At 69.7% G+C, this 17390-nt stretch carries 15 protein-coding genes, 1 tRNA gene and 1 pseudogene; 10 read left to right on the top strand and 7 right to left on the bottom strand.

What is annotated here, in order from left to right; translation table 11 throughout:
• Positions 1 to 131: 131 nt before the first annotated feature.
• From DRB96_RS36550 to DRB96_RS36525, 5 genes are all read left to right on the top strand, one after another.
• On the top strand, positions 132 to 2579 hold the full coding sequence (locus DRB96_RS36550; RefSeq protein WP_239516502.1) for a molybdopterin oxidoreductase family protein: 2448 nt from the start codon (positions 132 to 134) through the stop codon (positions 2577 to 2579).
• Between the two features lie 74 nt (positions 2580 to 2653).
• On the top strand, positions 2654 to 4078 hold the full coding sequence (locus DRB96_RS36540) for a citrate:proton symporter (protein WP_112452288.1): 1425 nt from the start codon (positions 2654 to 2656) through the stop codon (positions 4076 to 4078).
• Between the two features lie 98 nt (positions 4079 to 4176).
• Entirely contained in the window at positions 4177 to 5589 is a 1413-nt protein-coding gene (locus tag DRB96_RS36535) for an aldehyde dehydrogenase family protein (protein WP_112452287.1), read from the top strand.
• A 7-nt stretch (positions 5590 to 5596) separates the two neighbouring features.
• Positions 5597 to 5815, top strand: coding sequence for a hypothetical protein (locus DRB96_RS36530; protein WP_162689037.1), 219 nt, complete (start codon positions 5597 to 5599; stop codon positions 5813 to 5815).
• A 191-nt stretch (positions 5816 to 6006) separates the two neighbouring features.
• A complete protein-coding gene (locus tag DRB96_RS36525; protein WP_204358110.1) occupies positions 6007 to 7209 on the top strand; it encodes an IS110 family transposase in 1203 nt (400 codons plus the stop codon).
• On the opposite strand, the gene DRB96_RS36520 is transcribed toward DRB96_RS36525, so the two are convergent.
• The 3 genes from DRB96_RS36520 to DRB96_RS45390 all read right to left on the bottom strand — a co-directional run bounded on the left by DRB96_RS36520 (position 7202) and on the right by DRB96_RS45390 (position 9684).
• Positions 7202 to 7687: a hypothetical protein gene (locus DRB96_RS36520; RefSeq protein WP_112452284.1), complete on the bottom strand. Its 486-nt coding sequence runs from the start codon at positions 7685 to 7687 to the stop codon at positions 7202 to 7204. The two genes, DRB96_RS36525 and DRB96_RS36520, sit on opposite strands and share 8 nt — an antisense overlap.
• Positions 7688 to 8482: 795 nt before the next feature.
• Complete coding sequence (locus DRB96_RS43400) at positions 8483 to 9103, bottom strand: DUF6082 family protein (RefSeq protein ID WP_162688860.1); 621 nt, start codon at positions 9101 to 9103, stop codon at positions 8483 to 8485.
• Between the two features lie 242 nt (positions 9104 to 9345).
• On the bottom strand, positions 9346 to 9684 hold the full coding sequence (locus tag DRB96_RS45390) for a hypothetical protein (protein WP_239517808.1): 339 nt from the start codon (positions 9682 to 9684) through the stop codon (positions 9346 to 9348).
• A 195-nt stretch (positions 9685 to 9879) separates the two neighbouring features.
• Between DRB96_RS45390 and DRB96_RS36505 the strand changes: the two are divergent.
• A pseudogene (locus tag DRB96_RS36505) lies at positions 9880 to 10179 on the top strand (HNH endonuclease); the annotation flags it as partial.
• A gap of 228 nt (positions 10180 to 10407) precedes the next feature.
• Here DRB96_RS36505 and DRB96_RS36500 read toward each other — a convergent pair.
• A complete protein-coding gene (locus DRB96_RS36500) occupies positions 10408 to 11217 on the bottom strand; it encodes a hypothetical protein (protein ID WP_162688859.1) in 810 nt (269 codons plus the stop codon).
• Positions 11218 to 11314: 97 nt separating this feature from the next.
• Positions 11315 to 11638: a hypothetical protein gene (locus tag DRB96_RS36495; RefSeq protein ID WP_112452281.1), complete on the bottom strand. Its 324-nt coding sequence runs from the start codon at positions 11636 to 11638 to the stop codon at positions 11315 to 11317.
• A gap of 45 nt (positions 11639 to 11683) precedes the next feature.
• On the opposite strand from DRB96_RS36495, the gene DRB96_RS36490 reads away from it, so the two are divergent.
• The 3 genes from DRB96_RS36490 (at position 11684) to DRB96_RS36475 (ending at position 15207) form a co-directional block, all read left to right on the top strand.
• Positions 11684 to 12112, top strand: a complete 429-nt coding sequence (locus DRB96_RS36490; protein WP_162688858.1) for a hypothetical protein — start codon at positions 11684 to 11686, stop codon at positions 12110 to 12112.
• A gap of 928 nt (positions 12113 to 13040) precedes the next feature.
• On the top strand, positions 13041 to 13355 hold the full coding sequence (locus DRB96_RS36480) for a hypothetical protein (protein ID WP_162689126.1): 315 nt from the start codon (positions 13041 to 13043) through the stop codon (positions 13353 to 13355).
• A 277-nt stretch (positions 13356 to 13632) separates the two neighbouring features.
• Positions 13633 to 15207 carry an APC family permease gene (locus DRB96_RS36475; RefSeq protein WP_112452277.1) on the top strand — a complete coding sequence of 525 codons (1575 nt, stop codon included), beginning with the start codon at positions 13633 to 13635 and terminating at the stop codon, positions 15205 to 15207.
• 72 nt (positions 15208 to 15279) lie between these two features.
• On the opposite strand, the gene DRB96_RS36470 is transcribed toward DRB96_RS36475, so the two are convergent.
• The gene (locus DRB96_RS36470) at positions 15280 to 15639 is read right to left on the bottom strand and encodes a zinc ribbon domain-containing protein YjdM (RefSeq protein WP_112452276.1); all 360 of its coding nucleotides are present in this window, start codon (positions 15637 to 15639) and stop codon (positions 15280 to 15282) included.
• An 88-nt stretch (positions 15640 to 15727) separates the two neighbouring features.
• A tRNA-Leu gene (locus DRB96_RS36465) sits at positions 15728 to 15815 on the bottom strand.
• Positions 15816 to 15983: 168 nt separating this feature from the next.
• On the opposite strand from DRB96_RS36465, the gene DRB96_RS36460 reads away from it, so the two are divergent.
• Positions 15984 to 17309 (top strand): M20/M25/M40 family metallo-hydrolase, encoded by a 1326-nt coding sequence (locus DRB96_RS36460; RefSeq protein ID WP_112452275.1) that lies wholly within the window; start codon positions 15984 to 15986, stop codon positions 17307 to 17309.
• Positions 17310 to 17390 lie beyond the last annotated feature (81 nt).

Here is a 17390-nt window from a genome sequence, read left to right as displayed (position 1 = left end):
CCGGCGCGGTGCCGCCGACCGGGTACCGTCGACCCCTCCCCAGCGTCCCTACCGGTCGGTATGCTCGGTGCCGCCCGCGCGGCCGCACCAGCCGCGCCCCCGTGCCGCAGCCTGCCGCCCCTGGAGGGCCCATGCCCCGCACCGCCCTGCGCGTCTGTCCCCTCTGTGAAGCCACTTGCGGCCTCACCCTCACCATCGAAGGCACCACGGTCACCGGCGCCCGAGGCGACCGCGACGACGTGTTCAGCCGCGGCTTCATCTGCCCCAAGGGCGCCGCCTTCGGAGCACTCGACGCCGATCCCGACCGCCTCCGCGGCCCCCTCGTGCGGCGCGACGGACGGCTTCAGGAAGCCACCTGGGAGGAGGCGTTCGAGGCCATCGCCGCCGCCGTCCCCGCCCTCGTGGGGGAGTACGGGGCCCAGTCGGTCGGCGTCGTCCTCGGCAACCCCAACGCCCACACCATGGCCGGCCACCTCTATCCGCCGCTGCTCCTCAAGGCGCTGGGCACCCGCAACCTCTTCACCGCCAGCACCCTCGACCAGATGCCCAAACACGTCTCCAGCGGGCTGCTCTTCGGCGATCCCTTCGCCATTGCCGTCCCCGACCTCGACCGCACCGACTTCCTGCTGCTCCTCGGGGCCAATCCGGTCGAGTCCAACGGCTCCCTGTGCACCGCCCCCGACTTCCCCGGCCGGCTCAAGGCGCTGCGAGCCCGGGGCGGGACCCTCGTCGTCGTCGACCCGCGCCGAACCCGCACCGCCAAACTCGCCGACCGGCACCTCGCGCCGCGCCCCGGGAGCGACGCGCTGCTGCTCGCCGCCCTGGCCCACACCCTGCTCGCCGAGGAGAAGACGGGCCTCGGGGCGCTCGCGGAACTCACCGAGGGGATCGGGGAACTCGCCGAAGCGCTCGGTAGTTTCACTCCTGAGGCCGTTGCCCCCGCCTGCGACCTCACGGCCGAAGAGATCCGCGCCCTCGCCCGCGACCTCGCGGCCGCGCCGACCGCCGCCGTCTACGGGCGGATCGGCAGCAGCACGACGGCGTACGGCACGCTCGCCAGCTGGCTGGTCGACGTGCTGAACGTCCTGACCGGCAATCTCGACCGTCCGGGCGGAGCCCTGTTCCCGCTGTCCGCGACCGACCGCGCACCCCGGCCGGCCGGCCCCGGCAAGGGCTTCCGCCTCGGCCGCTGGCACAGCCGGGTCAGCGGCCACCCCGAGGCCAAGGCCGAGCTCCCCATGGCCGCTCTGGCGGAGGAGATCGAGACCCCGGGGGAGGGGCGGATCCGTGCCGTCGTCTCCATCGCGGCGAACCCCGTGCTGTCCGCCCCCGACGGCCGGCGGCTCGACGAGGCCCTGGCCGGGCTCGACTTCATGGTCAGCGTCGACCCGTACCTGAACGAGACCTCACGCCACGCGCACGTCGTCCTGCCCCCGCCGCCGTCCTCGCAGAGCGCCCACTTCGACTTCTCCTTCAACACCTTCGCCATCCACAACCAGGTCCGCTACTCGCCGCGGGCCGTCCCGCTCGAAGAGGGCCGCATGGACGAGTGCGAGATCCACGCGCGCCTCGTCCTGGCCGTCTCCGGCATGCACGGAGCCGACCCGGCGGCCGTGGACGACCTGGCGATCCAGGCCACCCTCGCCCGGGAGAGCGCCGACCCGTGCTCCCCGCTGCACGGGCAGGACCCGGCACGCCTCGCCGGGCTGCTCTGCGGGGCCCGCGGCCCCGAGCGCCGCCTCGACCTGATGCTGCGCCTCGGCCCGTACGGGGACCGGTTCGGCGCGGAATCCGCCCTGCCCGCGGCCACCCGGCCGGACAGCACCGAGGACACCCGCCGGAGCGCAGCTGCCGCCGCCCCCGCGGCCGACACCGCCGCCGCCACTGGCCACGCCGACACCGTTGCCCGCATCGCCGCCGGTACCGCTTCCGCCGCCGGCACCGCTTCCGGCGGCGGTACGGAGGCCGGCGGCGGTACGGAGGCCGGCGCGGCCCTGCCCGACGGCGCGCCGGGACCCGGCCTCAGCCTGGAGGAGCTGCTCGCGCGCCCGCACGGCATCGACCTGGGCCCGCTGCGGCCCCGGCTCCCGGGTCTGCTGAAGACGCGCAGCGGCAGGATCGAGCTGCTGCCGGACCCGATCGCGGCCGAGCTTCCCCGGCTGCGCGCGGCGCTCGCCGACCGCCCCGCCGCCCTGGTGCTCGTGGGCCGCCGCCACCTGAGGTCCAACAACAGCTGGTTGCACAACGTCCCGGCCCTGGTGGGAGGTTCCAACCGCTGCACCCTCCAGGTCCACCCCGACGACGCCGCCCGGCTCGGGCTCACCGACGGGGCGCCGGCCAAGGTCAGCTCGGACGGCGGCAGTCTGGAGGTCCCCGTCGAAGTCACCGACGCCGTCCGGACTGGGGTCGTCAGCCTCCCGCACGGCTGGGGTCACGACCGCGCCGGCACCCGCCTCTCGGTGGCCGCGGCCGCGCCCGGAGTCAACGTCAACCAGCTCCTCGACGGCACCCGCCTCGACCCGCTCTCCGGCACGGCCGTGCTCAACGGTTTCCCCGTGGAACTGACACCCATCCTCTGAGCTGGGGTTTTGCTCGTATTGCTCACGCGCGGACGTCTTGTTGGCCCCGGGAGGCGGCACCTAGGTTCCCCCACATGCTGACCTTCCTCGGCTTCGCCATGATCGCGACCTTCCTGGTCCTGATCATGCTGAAGAAAATGTCGCCCATCGCGGCGCTCGTCCTCATCCCCGCGCTCTTCTGCGTGTTCGCCGGACAGGGCGCGCAGCTCGGCGGCTACGTCATCGACGGGGTCGGCAAGCTCGCGCCGACCGCCGCCATGCTGATGTTCGCCATCGTCTACTTCGGCGTGATGATCGACGTCGGCCTCTTCGACCCGGTCGTGCGCGGGATCCTGCGCTTCTGCAAGGCCGACCCGATGCGCGTCGTGGTCGGCACCGCGGTCCTCGCCGCCATCGTCTCGCTCGACGGTGACGGCTCGACCACCTTCATGATCACCGTCTCGGCCATGTACCCGCTGTACAAGCGGCTCGGCATGAGCCTGGTGGTGATGACGGGGGTCGCGGCCACCGCCAACGGCGTCATGAACACCCTGCCCTGGGGCGGCCCCACGGCCCGTGCCGCCACCGCCCTCAAGCTGGACGCCTCCGACATCTTCGTCCCGATGATCCCCGCGCTCGCGGCGGGCCTCCTCTTCGTCTTCGTCCTCGCCTACGTCCTCGGCCTCAAGGAGCGCCGCCGCATCGGGCTGCTGACGCTCCCCGGCGACGCGGACCCGGCCGAGGAGGTCCTGGTCTCCGCCACCGGCGGCACCCCGGCCGGCGGGAGCGCACGTACCCCGTCCGTCCCGTCTGCCCCGTCCTCCGGGGCCTCCGAGTCCTCCGGCACCGCCGCGGGCGGCGCCCCCGAGGAGGACGGCCTCCAGGGCCTCGACCCGCACCGCGCGACCCTGCGCCCCCGCCTCTACTGGTTCAACGCGGGCCTCACCGTCACCCTGCTGACCGCCATGATCATGGAGCTGCTCCCCATCCCGGTGCTGTTCCTCCTCGGCGCCGCCCTCGCCCTCACCGTCAACTTCCCCCACATGCCGGACCAGAAGGCCCGGATCGCCGCCCACGCCGACAACGTCCTGAACGTCGCCGGCATGGTCTTCGCCGCCGCCGTCTTCACCGGCGTCCTCACCGGCACCGGCATGGTCAAGCACATGGCCGACTGGCTCGTCGGGGCCATCCCCGAGGGCATGGGCCCGCACATGGCCCTCGTCACCGGCCTGCTGAGCCTGCCCCTCACCTACTTCATGTCCAACGACGGCTTCTACTTCGGCGTCCTGCCCGTCCTCGCCGAAGCGGGCGCCGCCCACGGGGTGTCCCCGCTCGAGATCGCCCGCGCCTCCCTGGTCGGCCAGGCCCTGCACATGTCGAGCCCGCTGGTTCCGGCCGTCTACGTCCTCGTCGGCATGGCGAAGGTCGAGTTCGGCGACCACACCCGATTCACCGTGAAATGGGCGGCTCTGACCTCGCTGGTGGTCCTGGCGGCAGGGATGCTTTTCGGCATCATCTGACCCCCTCCGCCTCTGGCGCCCGCAAAACTACCGACGCTAGTTTGTAGGGTGTTGGCGACGTCAGGTCTACGCGCTCGTGCGTGCTCGGGAGGAATGCCATGAAGGCCCACGACGGGATGTACATCGGCGGCGAGTGGCGGGCCGCCCTCGGCAGCGACCGGATAGAGGTGCTCAACCCGGCCGACGAGCGGCTCCTCGCCTCGGTCCCGTCCGGTACGGCGGAAGACGTGGACGCGGCCGTACGCGCGGCCCGCGCGGCCTTCCCGGCCTGGGCGGCCACGCCCCCGGCCGAGCGCGCCGCCCTCATCGGGGCGCTGCGCGACGTGCTGATCGCCCGCAAGGGCGAGCTGGCCGAGACGATCACCGCCGAGTTGGGATCGCCGCTGGGCTTCTCGGAGATGGTCCACGTCGGGGCGCCGGTCGCGGTGGCCTCCTCGTTCGCCGAGCTCGGGGCCTCGTACGCCTTCGAAGAGCGGATCGGGAACTCGACCGTGCTGCTCGAGCCGGTCGGCGTGGTCGGGGCGATCACGCCCTGGAACTACCCGCTGCACCAGATCGTTGCCAAGGTGGCGCCCGCCCTCGCCGCAGGTTGCACCATCGTCCTCAAGCCGGCCGAGGACACCCCGCTGACCGCACAGCTCTTCGCCGAAGCCGTGCACGAGGCGGGGATCCCGGCCGGAGTCTTCAACCTGGTGACCGGCACCGGCCTGGTCGCCGGCCAGGCGCTGGCCGCCCACGAAGGGGTCGACCTCGTCTCCTTCACCGGGTCCACCGCCGTCGGCAAGCAGATCGGCGCCACGGCCGGCGCCGCCGTCAAGCGGGTCGCCCTCGAACTGGGCGGCAAATCGGCCAATGTCATCCTGCCCGGAGCCGACCTGGCCAAGGCCGTCGCGGCAGGCGTGGGTCACGTCATGAACAACGCCGGCCAGAGCTGCAACGCGCTCACCCGCATGCTCGTCCACCGGGACCAGTACGAGGAGGCGGTCTCCCTCGCCGCCGCGGCCGCCGCCAAGTACGCCTCCGGCGACCCGCTCGACCCGGGCACCCGCCTCGGCCCGGTCGTCAGCGCCAAGCAGCGCGACCGCGTGCGCGGCTTCATCACCAAGGGCGTGGAGGAGGGCGCGCGCCTCGTCGCGGGCGGGCCCGAGGCGCCGCACGCGCAGGGGTACTTCATCGCCCCGACCGTCTTCGCCGACGTCACGCCCGAGATGACCATCGCCCAGGAGGAGATCTTCGGCCCGGTGCTCTCGATCCTTCCGTACGCGGACCAGGACGAGGCCCTGACCATCGCGAACGGCACCGACTACGGGCTGGGCGGGGCCGTCTGGGCGGCGGACGAGGAGACGGCCGTGGCCTTCGCCCGCCTGATGGACACCGGCCAGGTGGACATCAACGGCGGCCGCTTCAACCCGCTCGCACCCTTCGGCGGGTACAAGAAGTCGGGTGTGGGCCGCGAGCTGGGCCCGCACGGCCTCGCCGAGTACCTCCAGACCAAGTCCCTGCAGTTCTAGGCCGCACATGTCGAGCCCGCTGGTTCCGGCCGTCTACGTCCTCGTCGGCATGGCGAAGGTCGAGTTCGGCGACCACACCCGATTCACCGTGAAATGGGCGGCTCTGACCTCGCTGGTGGTCCTGGCGGCAAACACCCGCCGGCGCCATAGCGCCCTCGGCTACCTCTCACCCGCCGAATTCGAACGGCAACACCAGCGAGGACGTAAACTCACACTCGCAGCATGACCCCCGTGTCCACACTCCGGGGGACACCTCAGGGGGGTGGTGTCACCGGGCCCGGAGGCATCGACGGACCGCTGATGAGGGGCTTGAGCACCGGCTTCACCCGAGCCGGAAGAGCTCTCCGTAACGTGGATGTGGCAGCTCGGTGCCGAGGCAAGGCCGGACGAAAGCGTGAGCGGAGGGGCCTGCACGTGATCGACACCGGCGACATCGACGTCTTCCTCGGCCTGGACGTCGGCAAGGGCGAACACCACGCCACCGCCGTCACACCGACCGGCAAGAAGGCCTTCGACAAACGCCTGCCCAACACCGAACCGAAGCTCCGCGAACTCTTCTCCAAGCTGAAGGCCAAGCACGGAACAGTGCTGGTCGTGGTCGACCAGCCAGCCTCGATCGGGGCCCTGCCGCTGGCCGTTGCGAGGGACATGGACTGCCCCGTGGCCTACCTTCCGGGCCTGACGATGCGGCGGATCGCCGACCTCTACCCCGGTGAGGCCAAGACGGATGCGAAGGACGCGTTCATCATCGCGGACGCTGCCCGCGCGATGCCTCACACCCTGCGGGCGATCGACGGCGAGGACGAGACGATCGCCGAGCTGGAGATGATCGTCGGGTTCGACGACGACCTGGCCGGCGAAGCAACCCGGGTCGCGAACCGGCTGCACGGCCTGCTGACCCAGATCCATCCGTCGCTCGAGCGGGTGCTGGGGCCTCGGCTGCAACATCCGGCCGTCCTGGCCCTGCTGGAGCGGTTCGGGTCGCCGGCCCAGATCCGCAAGGCCGGACGGCGGCGGCTGGTGACGTTGTTACGGCCGAAGGCGCCGAGGATGGCCGAGCGACTGGTCGAGGAGATCTTCACCGCTCTGGACGAGCAGACCGTGACCGTTCCGGGGACCGAGGCGGCCGCGCTGATCGTCCCGAGCCTGGCCGGGTCCCTGACCGCTGTCCTTGACCAGCGGAACCTGTTGGCCGGGCGGATCGAGGAGCTCCTGGAGGCTCACCCTCTTTCGAGGGTCCTGAGGTCGATGCCGGGAGTCGGCGTCAGGACCGGAGCCAGAATCCTGATCGAGGTCGGCGACGGCAGCACCTTCCCGACCGCCGGCCACCTCGCCGCCTACGCCGGACTCGCACCCGCGACCCGCAATTCAGGATCCTCGATCCGCGGCGAACAACCCTCCCGCAGAGGAAACAAGCAGCTCAAACGGGCCTTCTTCCTCTCCGCCTTCGCCGCCCTGGGCGACCCGGCATCGCGGACTTACTACGACAAGAAGATCAACCAGGGCAAGCACCACACCCAGGCCCTGCTCTGCCTCGCCCGACGACGAGCCGACGTCCTCTTCGCCATGCTCCGCGACGGAACCTTCTATGAACCGCAGCCGTCTGCCTCAGTCACCTGACCTGCGGGTCTGCGAGGAGAACGACTCGATCGGCCTCGACATCGAAGCCGAGCACCGGATGGCCATAGCCGCCTTCCGGGTCCATCAGTACAGGCTTACCCAGCCGCCGCCCGATCTCCCGAAGGAAGCCGCAGAACACATCAAGTCGATCCTGGCCCTGCAACTCCCGCAGATCGACGTCGAAGTCGACTTCATCGTCGGCATGAAAACGGAAGATCGCCAACACATCGGCAGCCGGCCAGACCCGCAGGTCCGGGCACTCGGCATCCGCCGGACGGGACAGCACGGCCTCCGCCCGGGGCACCGGAAGCACCGTCTCTCCCTCGGAGTACTGGTACTTCCAGCCCTTCTCCACGACAAGATCGAGGACCGCCTGCCAGTCCTCCACCGAGGCATCGGGGACACGCACGTCCGGCAACGACCCCATCAAGTCCGGGTCGAAGAAGGAACTCACGTCATCCCACAGCAGATCAGCCACCCCGCCATGCTGCCCGGCTCACCGACCCAACGCACCCCCGTTTTCCTTGACCAAAGACATAGGGGCACCCCCCGGGGCGATGCGGCGGCTCGCCGGGGAGCAAGGCCTGCGCCTGAGCGGAGCCGGTCGGGCTGCGGCTGCTGTCGCGGTGGGGGGACCGAGCACAGAGGCACGTGAGGTCAGCGGCTGGGCCAAGGGAAGCGGAGGGCGAGGATCGGCCACTCCTCATCCCGCCCAGCCAAGCACCAAGCACCAGGCAGCCGGCGGTCTCCCGCTGCTCAACTCGCTGAAGATCGGCTCCAGCTCGGGACAGAGCGAGGGATGAGCGTTGCCTGCGGGCGGGCTCGGTGTTCTGTCGGCACCCGCATGGTGCGGCGGGGACAGCGTGCCACCCGCCGGATACCGCGTCTTCCGAATAGCGCTCCGCGCCAGCTGGCGGCTACGCCTGGGACGCCGTCCGTCGGGAGGCGTACCGAATGACCAGGCGTCCCAGCTGACCCTGATCGCGGTCCCCGCGAAGTCGAACCGGAGCAAGGCGGGGGAACCCGGCGCAGTGGCTTCCGCCCGCCGGGGCTACCACCGCCAGTACGCCGCGGAGTGGGTGGCAACGAAGCTGCGCTGGGGACTGGCCGCGGACGAGGCGGAGCACGAAGCGCTGCTGGGGCTGGCGGGTGCAGGGAATAGGCATGCGCGGTTTACAGGGCGGATACGCTGATGCGGGGCGAAGCGAACAGCTGTGACCGCCCAGTTCGCCCACAGGGCTCGGCATGCGTCATTCCGGCCGACTGTCATCTGCTATGAGTTCTGAGGGGCCAAGTCGGTGCCCTCGTCGGTGAAGTAGTCAGCTGTCGGCACTGCAGGTCCTGCATTGACAGCGGCTTGGTAGCATCCCTCGACTATGGCGGCGAACGCCGCAGCTTTTCGCTGTTGCCCTCCTATGGCGCCGCGAAGCCAGTCGTGGCTGCCATATTCCCAATGTGCTCTTCCTATTTCGCCGCGAAAATGCCGCTCAAGGGTGTACTTGAGTGTGGAATCATCCACGTCCCCCAGTTGATGCGCAGCGTACCATCTACCCATGATCAGATTGGCAAACATGATTTGCCGGTACCGCTCGAATGGCATGGGAGTGTTTGGCGGTTCCAGGCACTCTGCCAGGGCGCGATCTCCCATCGTTAGATAGATCATCTGTCTATGGGTGGACCTGTCCCGTTCATCTCTGGCAGCCTTTGTCTGCAGCGCTTGAAACGTGAGCGAGACTACAACGCCAGTCAGTGCAATTCCGGAAATCAGCACCGACGCTGCACTGAAGGCCTGTGCGCGGTTGTCGATGAGTTTGAACACCAGGACCAGAAGTGCTGAAAGAAAGGCTACCGCAAAGATCGCAAAGACCTGAGTCCTACGAGGAATCATTGCCATAGAGTCTCATAGCACTGCATAGATTTCAGCCCAGTTGCCTGGGTTGCCAGGAGAAGGAGCCTCGAACAACAGGGGCTGGCCTGGAAACCATCCCCCTCTGTTCCCTTGAGCGCCATCCGACTCAGGACTATCGCGATCGCTCAGCTGATTAAACCGTGAGCTGTTGCCGCCCCACATCATCCGTCCGAACAACGCGGAGGTTGTGAAATCGGACCTCGACGATGGTTCTGCTCATCGGCCCGTCACGTGCTGGCGTTGCCGTGGTTGTCGATAGGTGGGACCAGAGCGAGGGCGCGTTCGCGGAAGTCTTCGACGCCGGCGCCTGGAGCGTTGATGTGGTTGAGGCGCGCGAGGCACACGCGGGATGTGCGTGGCCGCCGCCCAGGTCCTTGACCGACGAAGCTCGTGAGGTACTCCTGGCACGGATGGCTGACGCTGACACGGACGTACGGATCGCGGCCTGCCGCAAGACCGGCGAGATCATGAACGGCGATCCCGCCGTCACCAATGCCATGGCGGCTCTCCTCCATCACCCGGAGCGCCGGGTTCAGCATGTTGCCGTGCACGGTCTTGCACTCCACGAGGACGAGCGGTGCGTGGAAGGCGCAGATCGTCTGGGTCCGCCGCGGCCCGGCTTCCAGGACGAGGAGATGGGTTACCTTGATGTGGCGTGTCGGTACATGTGGCGCCGCGACGGCACCAGGCGTCAGCCCGAGCCTGATGACAGGTGCCCCGGAGCCGGGAATACCGCACGGTTCGGATAGCGCTTCCCGCCAGCTGGCGCCAGTTCGTGGACGCCGCAGAGGCGCGAGGCGTACGCGAACGACCAGGGGCAGCTTGCTTCGCTGGTCGCGGTGACGGCCCGCTCGAACCGGAGCAAGGCGGATCAGGACCCGGCCGAGTGGCTCCCGCCGTCGCCGTCGCCGTCGGGGGAGGTGCTGTGCCGCTACGGCGCGGAGTGGACCGCGACGAAGCTGCGCTGGGGGCTGGCGGTGGACGAGCTGGAGCGTGACCGTCTGCTGGACATCGCGGCCGGCTGCGGTGGCACCGACGTGGAGTTCGCCCCCGCCCCGTAGCGGCTGGACTGGAGTCCGCGGACCCGTCCCCGCGCTGTCGGGGTCCTCGGTCATTCGCTGATGCAGTGCGGGGCTGCCACTGCTGGCAGCCCCGCACTGTGGTGCCGGATCGCCGGAGTGGGCCGCGCGGCCGTTGCGAGGTGGCGCAGGCGCGGCCACTGCGGCTGGCTGCGGTGGCATGGAGGTGGAGTTCACCCCTGGCGTATGGCCGGGGCTCAGCGCACCTACTCAGGCTGGGTCATCGTCCAGTCTCGTGAGGGCGGCGCGCAGCGCCCGGGCGCGGTCGCTGTTTTCTGGCACCCGTGAAATACACGAGCGGAGTTGGCGGGCTGTCGCCAGCTCGATTCGGCCTGCACCGATGGTGTCGATCATCGCGCCGACCGTGTGGAAGGCCCAGTACTGGTTGAAGGGCAGGTTCTCCTCGACGGCCGCCTCCACCAGTGCCCTGAGGTACTGCGGCCCCGGCCTCGCGTACAGGCGCGCGTATCCGGTCAGGCGCGTCCCGCCGTCGTCCGAGCCGAGCGCTGCACTCACGTCCAAATCGGCCAGCTGCGGGGTGAGCCTCACCAGCTCGGCGAAGATCTGCTCCTGACGGTAGGTCCGTCCAGGACTGGATGGTTCAGTCCGCCGCAACTTGGTGAACTCGCGTGCGAGCTCCACCACCTTCTCCATCGCTGAGCCGCCTGCCATGTTCTCGCTTCCCGAGGTCACCAAGGCGACCCGAGCCTGCCTGGCTGCGTCGTCGGCTGCTTGCCGGATTTCTTCCGTGCGCTGCTCCGTTGCGTCAATACGCTCTTGCAGCGTGTGGTACTGGAGCTTGGTGCCGCCGGGAAGTTCAATGCTCTCGAAGAGGTCACCCAGCCACGGCACCACCGCGATGGCGGCGAGCGCCAGGGTGGTGCCGTCAATTTCCACATCGGGCCTGACGACGTGGACGGTGCCGATTCCCACTGCCGCAAGCGAGATCAGGGACGCGATCAGCCTCTTGCGCCGTGCTGCGGGTGCAGTCGCACCACCTGCGTTTTCCGGTTCGGGCATGACGCAAGCATGACAGAAACGCGCGTGCCTGGGCCCGCCAAGAGCACGCTCGGGAGATGCCGCGCAGAAACCCACACACCACCCCGCCAGATCGGCTTCAACAAGCCGATTCAACAGGGAAGGTGGAGTACAGCGGCACCGTGGTGACGCCGCCCTGCCGCTTGTAGTCGATCTCCACCGAGGACACCGGAGAAAGGAACCCGAGCTTCACGGCGGCGTCAAAGTCGCTCCTGCGAACGCCGAGGCGTACCGCGGCCTGGTCCGGGCCCAGGGGCACGTGCTGGTCGAGGAGGGCGGGCAGGCCCCGGCGGCGCGCGAGGGCGGCCACCTGGTCCGGGTGGACGTCGGGGAAGTCGACGTCCCCGCCGAGGTAGACCAGGAGACCGGCGCGGACCAGGTGGCCGACCGCCGCAGCGGTCACCCGCGCGGCTGGTCCTGTCCGAGGACGCCGAGGAGGAGGAACCAGTTGTCCGGCTGGTTGACGGACGCCGACGCTGACGAGCTGGCCGAGCTGGCGGCCGGGGAGTTCGGGGTATCGGTGAGCCGGCTGACCGCTCCGGGCACGGGCCCGTTGGCGGTACTGGGGGAGGTGCGGGTGATCGAACGGTTCCGGTCGGGGTCGGGCGGCCTGCGGGTGACGCTGGCTTGGCCCGCCGGCCTGCGGGGCACCGCCTCGTCCGTAAAGCCGGCGGGCGGTGTGACCCGACACGGGGTGCCGTACGCAGTTCCGGGGAAGGGGTGCCGGTGCGAGCGTCACGACTGCGGGGGCCTGGTCCTGATGTCCTGGTGCGAGGAGCACGGGGACACAGCCGGCCCGGTCATGGAGTGGCACCCCGGCGGCGGGATTCGCTGCGCGGAACTGGCCCGGTGGGCCTCGGAGCCGGCGCGGGGATGAGAGGGGAGTGCGTGGCGCGAGGCGCAGCGCGCGTGACGGCGTCTAGTGCTGTGACCGGAGAGGTCCACCGGGTCGCGGCGCCCGGCACGGCACCTCGCCGCGTTGTCGGACCAGACCGGTACGTCCAGTACGAGGCGTGGTCCTCCGCCTTGCGATGCACCGCACCGGACACCGCGCCCCGGCAAACCTTTCCGGCCACAGCACTAGATATGGATGAGAATCTGTCGCAGGGGATGTCCGAGAGCACCCGCGAGAGAGGCCAGCTCCCCGTCAGTCAGCCAAGCCCGGTTCGGATACAAAACCTCGATCCTGAACCGCGCGAACCCCATCGGCCAGTCGTACACCAGCTCGTTAAGCGACGTCTCAACGTCGCAGCAGGGAACCGTCACCATCAGGGTCGAAAAGCCCTCGTCATAGCACTGCGAGACGGCATCACCCCACCAGTCAGGTGCGAGTTCCGTGCCGCACCGCGGGCAGGAGATCCTCTCCAGGTTGGCGAAGCAATGGACCACCTCGACGCTGTCGTGCCACTTGGCTTCCAGACCACGTCGGGCGTCGTCGTCCGAGCCGCGACTGCCCGCCGCCGCCAGGAACAGGACCGCTCAGACGCGAAAAGCCTCGGCGCGCGCGGCACGGCAGGGGACACACAGGGGGCTTGCCCCCGGAGAGCCGTAGCGCGCACGGCTGGCTTGTTGACTGCACTGACGGTGCTCACGCCCCGGCGCCGTGATTCGGGGGTAGGGCGGCGGTCGGACCCTGACCGCCCGTTCTCGATGACGAGGGCCAACCCGCTCGCGCCAGGCGTTCGGGGCCCGGGAAGCGGATATCGCCGCGTCGGAACCCCGGGGAACGATGGGGGGGCTAACTACGCCTGGCTATGGGACAGTTCATGATGTCGTGTCACCGGCTGCTGGGGGAAGGGCGGAATATGGCGGACGAGGGGGACGGCTGGCTGACGGAGCGCCAGGTGAGCACCTTGTGGCCGGGCGTCGGTACTGGCTCGGTGTATGTGAATGCGCTGGCCCATGGAGTGCGGACCCATACGGAGAGCTGGATGACCACTACGGGCTATGCCGGCAAGATGTGGTATCACGCCGACGACGTGCGCCGAGTGGCCCCGCAGGTAGCAGCCGAGCCACTCAAGGGGCCGTCCCAGGTACCGTGCTGTCTGGTGCTGATCGTTCTGGCAGCGGCACCGCTCGTGTGGCTGGCGATACAGATAGAAAGCGCAGGCGGGTGGTGAAGGTCAAGTGTGTGGCTGCGCGGCCGGCCAGCCGCGAGATGAGGTTGATCCCGGGGAGTGGACACCGGGTTTCATGCGACGAGCGACAGCGTACGTGTGGGTCTGATGCAGCGTTGGGTGACAGGTTCAGTCACGCGGCCTGAAGAGCCGACGTGGTCATGACGGTCTCGTATTCGACGGGGGTCAGCCGGCCGAGGGCGGCTTGTCTGCGGCGTCGGTGGTAGGCATGCGATGTTATGAGTAGTCTCGTGGGCGCGGAGATGTGTATAGGAGGAACGTGCGGAGGCGGAGAGCACCGAATACGCGGTGCTGGCGCTACTGGGGGCGGGTCGCGGCGGGGCCGGCCGACGCCCGATCCTACAAGGGCCAGGACCGCGCCCTGCGCGCCGACCGCCTCGGCACCGCCGGCCTGCTGCTCTCCGTACTCGCCGCGAGCGCCCCCCTGATGGTCGTCGCCGGCGTCATGCCCACCACCTTCGGGGTCATGGGCATCGTCGGCCAGCCCCTGCTGTTCGTCATCCTCGGCGCCGTCCTCGCGCTCTTCAGCATCGGCTACGCCGAGATGAGCCGGCACGTCCACAACGCCGGAGCCTTCTACGCGTACATCGCGCGCGGGCTCGGCCCCACCGCGGGCGCCGGTGCCTCGCTCGTCGCCCTCGTCGCCTACAGCGCCATGCAGGTCGGCGTCTACGGCATCCTCGGCTTCGAGATCTCCGGCCTCTTCGCCACCTACCTCGACACCGAACTCGCCTGGTGGATACCGGCGCTGGCCGCCGTCGCCCTGACCGGCGGCCTCGGCTGGCTGAAGATCGACCTCAATGCCAAGGTGCTCGGCGTCCTGCTGATCATCGAGGTCCTCCTCGTCGTCGTCTTCGACCTCGCGGCCCTCGGCAAGCCCGGCCCCGAAGGCCTCTCGCTGCACGCCTTCAACCCCGAGACCCTCACCGGCGCGGGCCTCGGCACCGCCCTGTGCTTCTGCATCGCCGCCTTCGTCGGCTTCGAGCAGTCCCCGGTGTACGCGGAGGAGACCAGCAAGCCGCACATCGTCGTCTCCCGGGTGATGTTCCTCGCCGTCGGCTTCGTCGCCCTCTTCTTCGCCCTCAGCGCCTGGGCCCTCACCGTCGCCACCGGCCCCGGCGAGGTGGTCAAGGCCTCCGCGGAGGCCGGACCCGGACTGCTCTTCCAGCTCACCGAGAGCCGCCTGGGCACCACCTTCACCGACGTCCTGCACGTCCTCTTCGTGTCCGGCATGTTCGCGGCGATGCTCAGCTTCCACAACGTCGTCTCCCGCTACGCCTTCGCCATGGGCCGCGAGGGCCTGCTCCCGGCCGCCTTCGGCCGCACCAACGCGGGCACCGGAGCCCCCGCCACCGGCTCGCTCCTGCAGACCGTCGTCTCCGTCGTGGTCGTCCTGGCCTTCGCCTTCACCGACGACATGCCGGTCGGCGACCCCACCGCGCCCGTCCTGCACCTGTTCACCTGGATGGGCAGCGTCGGCGCCCTCGGCGTGACCCTCCTCATGGCCACCGCCTCCTTCGCGGTCATCGCCTTCTTCGTCCGCCGCGGCACCGCCGGCGCCCAGGTCTGGCGGCTGGTCGCGGCCGGTCTCGCCGGCGTCGCGCTGCTCGCCATCGCCGTCTACACCGTCAGGGACTTCGGTGTCCTGGTCGGCGCAGAGGAGGGCTCCGCGCTCAGCTGGGCGCTGCCCGGCATCATCGCCGCGGCCGTCGTCGTGGGCCTGGTGTACGGGCTGGTCCTGCGCTCCACCCGACCCGAGGTACATGCCCGCATCGGGCTCGGCAACGAGGCCTTCCGCCTCGACCAGGCGGCGGAGTCCACCCCCGGGGACTGACCGGGACCGGGATCGTGAACGCCGAGAGGGACCCCGCCGCGGCGGGGTCCCTCTCGGCGTTCACGATCCCGGTCAGGCCTTCTTGACCACGCTCGACTTCAGCTGCATGGCCCCGAAGCCGTCGATCTTGCAGTCGATGTCGTGCCCGTCGACCCCGTCGACGATCCGGATGTTGCGCACCTTGGTGCCGGCCTTGATCCCCGAGGGGTTGCCCTTGACCTTGAGCGCCTTGGTGACGGTCACCGTGTCGCCGTCGGCCAGCACGTTGCCCACGGCGTCCTTCACGACCCGCTCCCCGGTGTCCTCGGCGCCGCCCGTGCCCGCCTCGGCGGGCACCCACTCGTGGCCGCACTCGGGACACACCACGAGCGCGTTCATCTCGTAGGTGTACTCGCAGGAACATTTCGGACAAGGGGGAAGATTCTCATTCACCGGCCCAGAATATCCCGGCCCGGCCGCGCGCGATCCGCCGCGCGGTTGCCCCAAACGCAGAAAACCCCACGTGAAGTGGGGTTCTCGCTGGTGTCCGAGGGGGGACTTGAACCCCCACGCCCGATAAAGGGCACTAGCACCTCAAGCTAGCGCGTCTGCCATTCCGCCACCCGGACAAGGTGTCTGTCTCGCGTCCCTCGCGGGCCGTTCCGACGTGGAAAACATTACCAAACATTCCGGGGTCCTCGATCACACCCCCCGACGGCCGGGGATCGCCCTTGGGCGAAGCGGCCCGGGGCGGGAGGATGGAGTCAGTTCGGAACTGATCAGTGGGAGGAAGCAGCGTGAGCGAATCGGGCGCGGGCAGGACCGTCTCCGGCGAGGACGAGGTCGTGGACCTCTGCCGGGACCTCATCCGGATCGACACCAGCAACTACGGGGACCACTCCGGTCCGGGCGAGCGCAAGGCGGCCGAGTGGGTCGCCGAGCAGCTCGCCGAGGTCGGGCTGGAGCCGCAGATCTTCGAATCGCACAAGGGGCGCGCCTCGACGGTCGCGCGGATCGAGGGCGAGGACCCCTCGCGGCCCGCCCTGCTGATCCACGGGCACACCGACGTGGTTCCGGCCAATGCCGCCGACTGGACCTACGACCCGTTCGCCGGCGAGATCGCCGACGGCTGCGTCTGGGGCCGCGGCGCGGTCGACATGAAGGACATGGACGCGATGACGCTGGCCGTCGTGCGCGACCGCATGCGCAGCGGCCGCAAGCCCCCGCGCGACATCGTGCTGGCCTTCCTCGCCGACGAGGAGGCGGGCGGCATCTACGGCGCCCGGCACCTCGTCGACAAGCACCCCGGGCTCTTCGAGGGCGTCACCGAGGCGATCGGCGAGGTCGGCGGCTTCTCCTTCACCGTCAACGAGAACCTGCGGCTGTACCTGGTGGAGACCGCCCAGAAGGGCATGCACTGGATGCGGCTCACGGTCGAGGGCACCGCCGGCCACGGCTCCATGACCAACAACGACAACGCCATCACGGAGCTCTGCGAGGCCGTGGGGCGCCTGGGCCGCCACAAGTGGCCCGTACGCGTCACCAAGACCGTGCGGAGCTTCCTGGACGAGCTCTCGGACGCGCTGGGCACCCCGCTCGACCCGGACGACATGGACGCCACGCTCGCCAAGCTCGGCGGCATCGCCAAGATGGTCGGCGCGACCCTGCGCAACTCGGCCGCCCCGACGATGCTCGGCGCCGGCTACAAGGTCAACGTCATCCCCGGGCAGGCCACCGCCCACGTGGACGGCCGCTTCCTGCCGGGCTACGAGGACGAGTTCTTCGCCGACCTCGACCGGATCCTCGGCCCGCGCGTGCAGCGGGAGGACGTCCACGCGGACAAGGCGCTCGAGACGGACTTCGACGGGAAGCTCGTGGACGCCATGCAGACAGCCCTGAAGGCGCACGACCCGATCGCGCGCGCGGTCCCGTACATGCTCTCCGGCGGTACGGACGCCAAGTCCTTCGACGACCTCGGCATCCGCTGCTTCGGCTTCGCGCCGCTGCAGCTGCCGCCGGAGCTGGACTTCGCCGGGATGTTCCACGGCGTGGACGAGCGGGTGCCCGTGGAGGGTCTGAAGTTCGGCGTGCGGGTGCTCGACCGGTTCATCGACGAGTCCTGAGCAGCTCCCCGGAAGAACGGGGGAAGCTCTAACGCCTCGGAATCGGGAAGGTGTGCGGATTCCACTGAGAAGAGTGAATGC

Origin of the sequence: Streptomyces sp. ICC1 (genome assembly GCF_003287935.1) — a bacterium.
GTDB classification, from domain to species: Bacteria; Actinomycetota; Actinomycetes; order Streptomycetales; family Streptomycetaceae; genus Streptomyces; species Streptomyces tritrimontium.
Note: the sequence above shows the minus strand (reverse complement) of the source record. Positions and strands in the feature narration are given on the sequence as shown.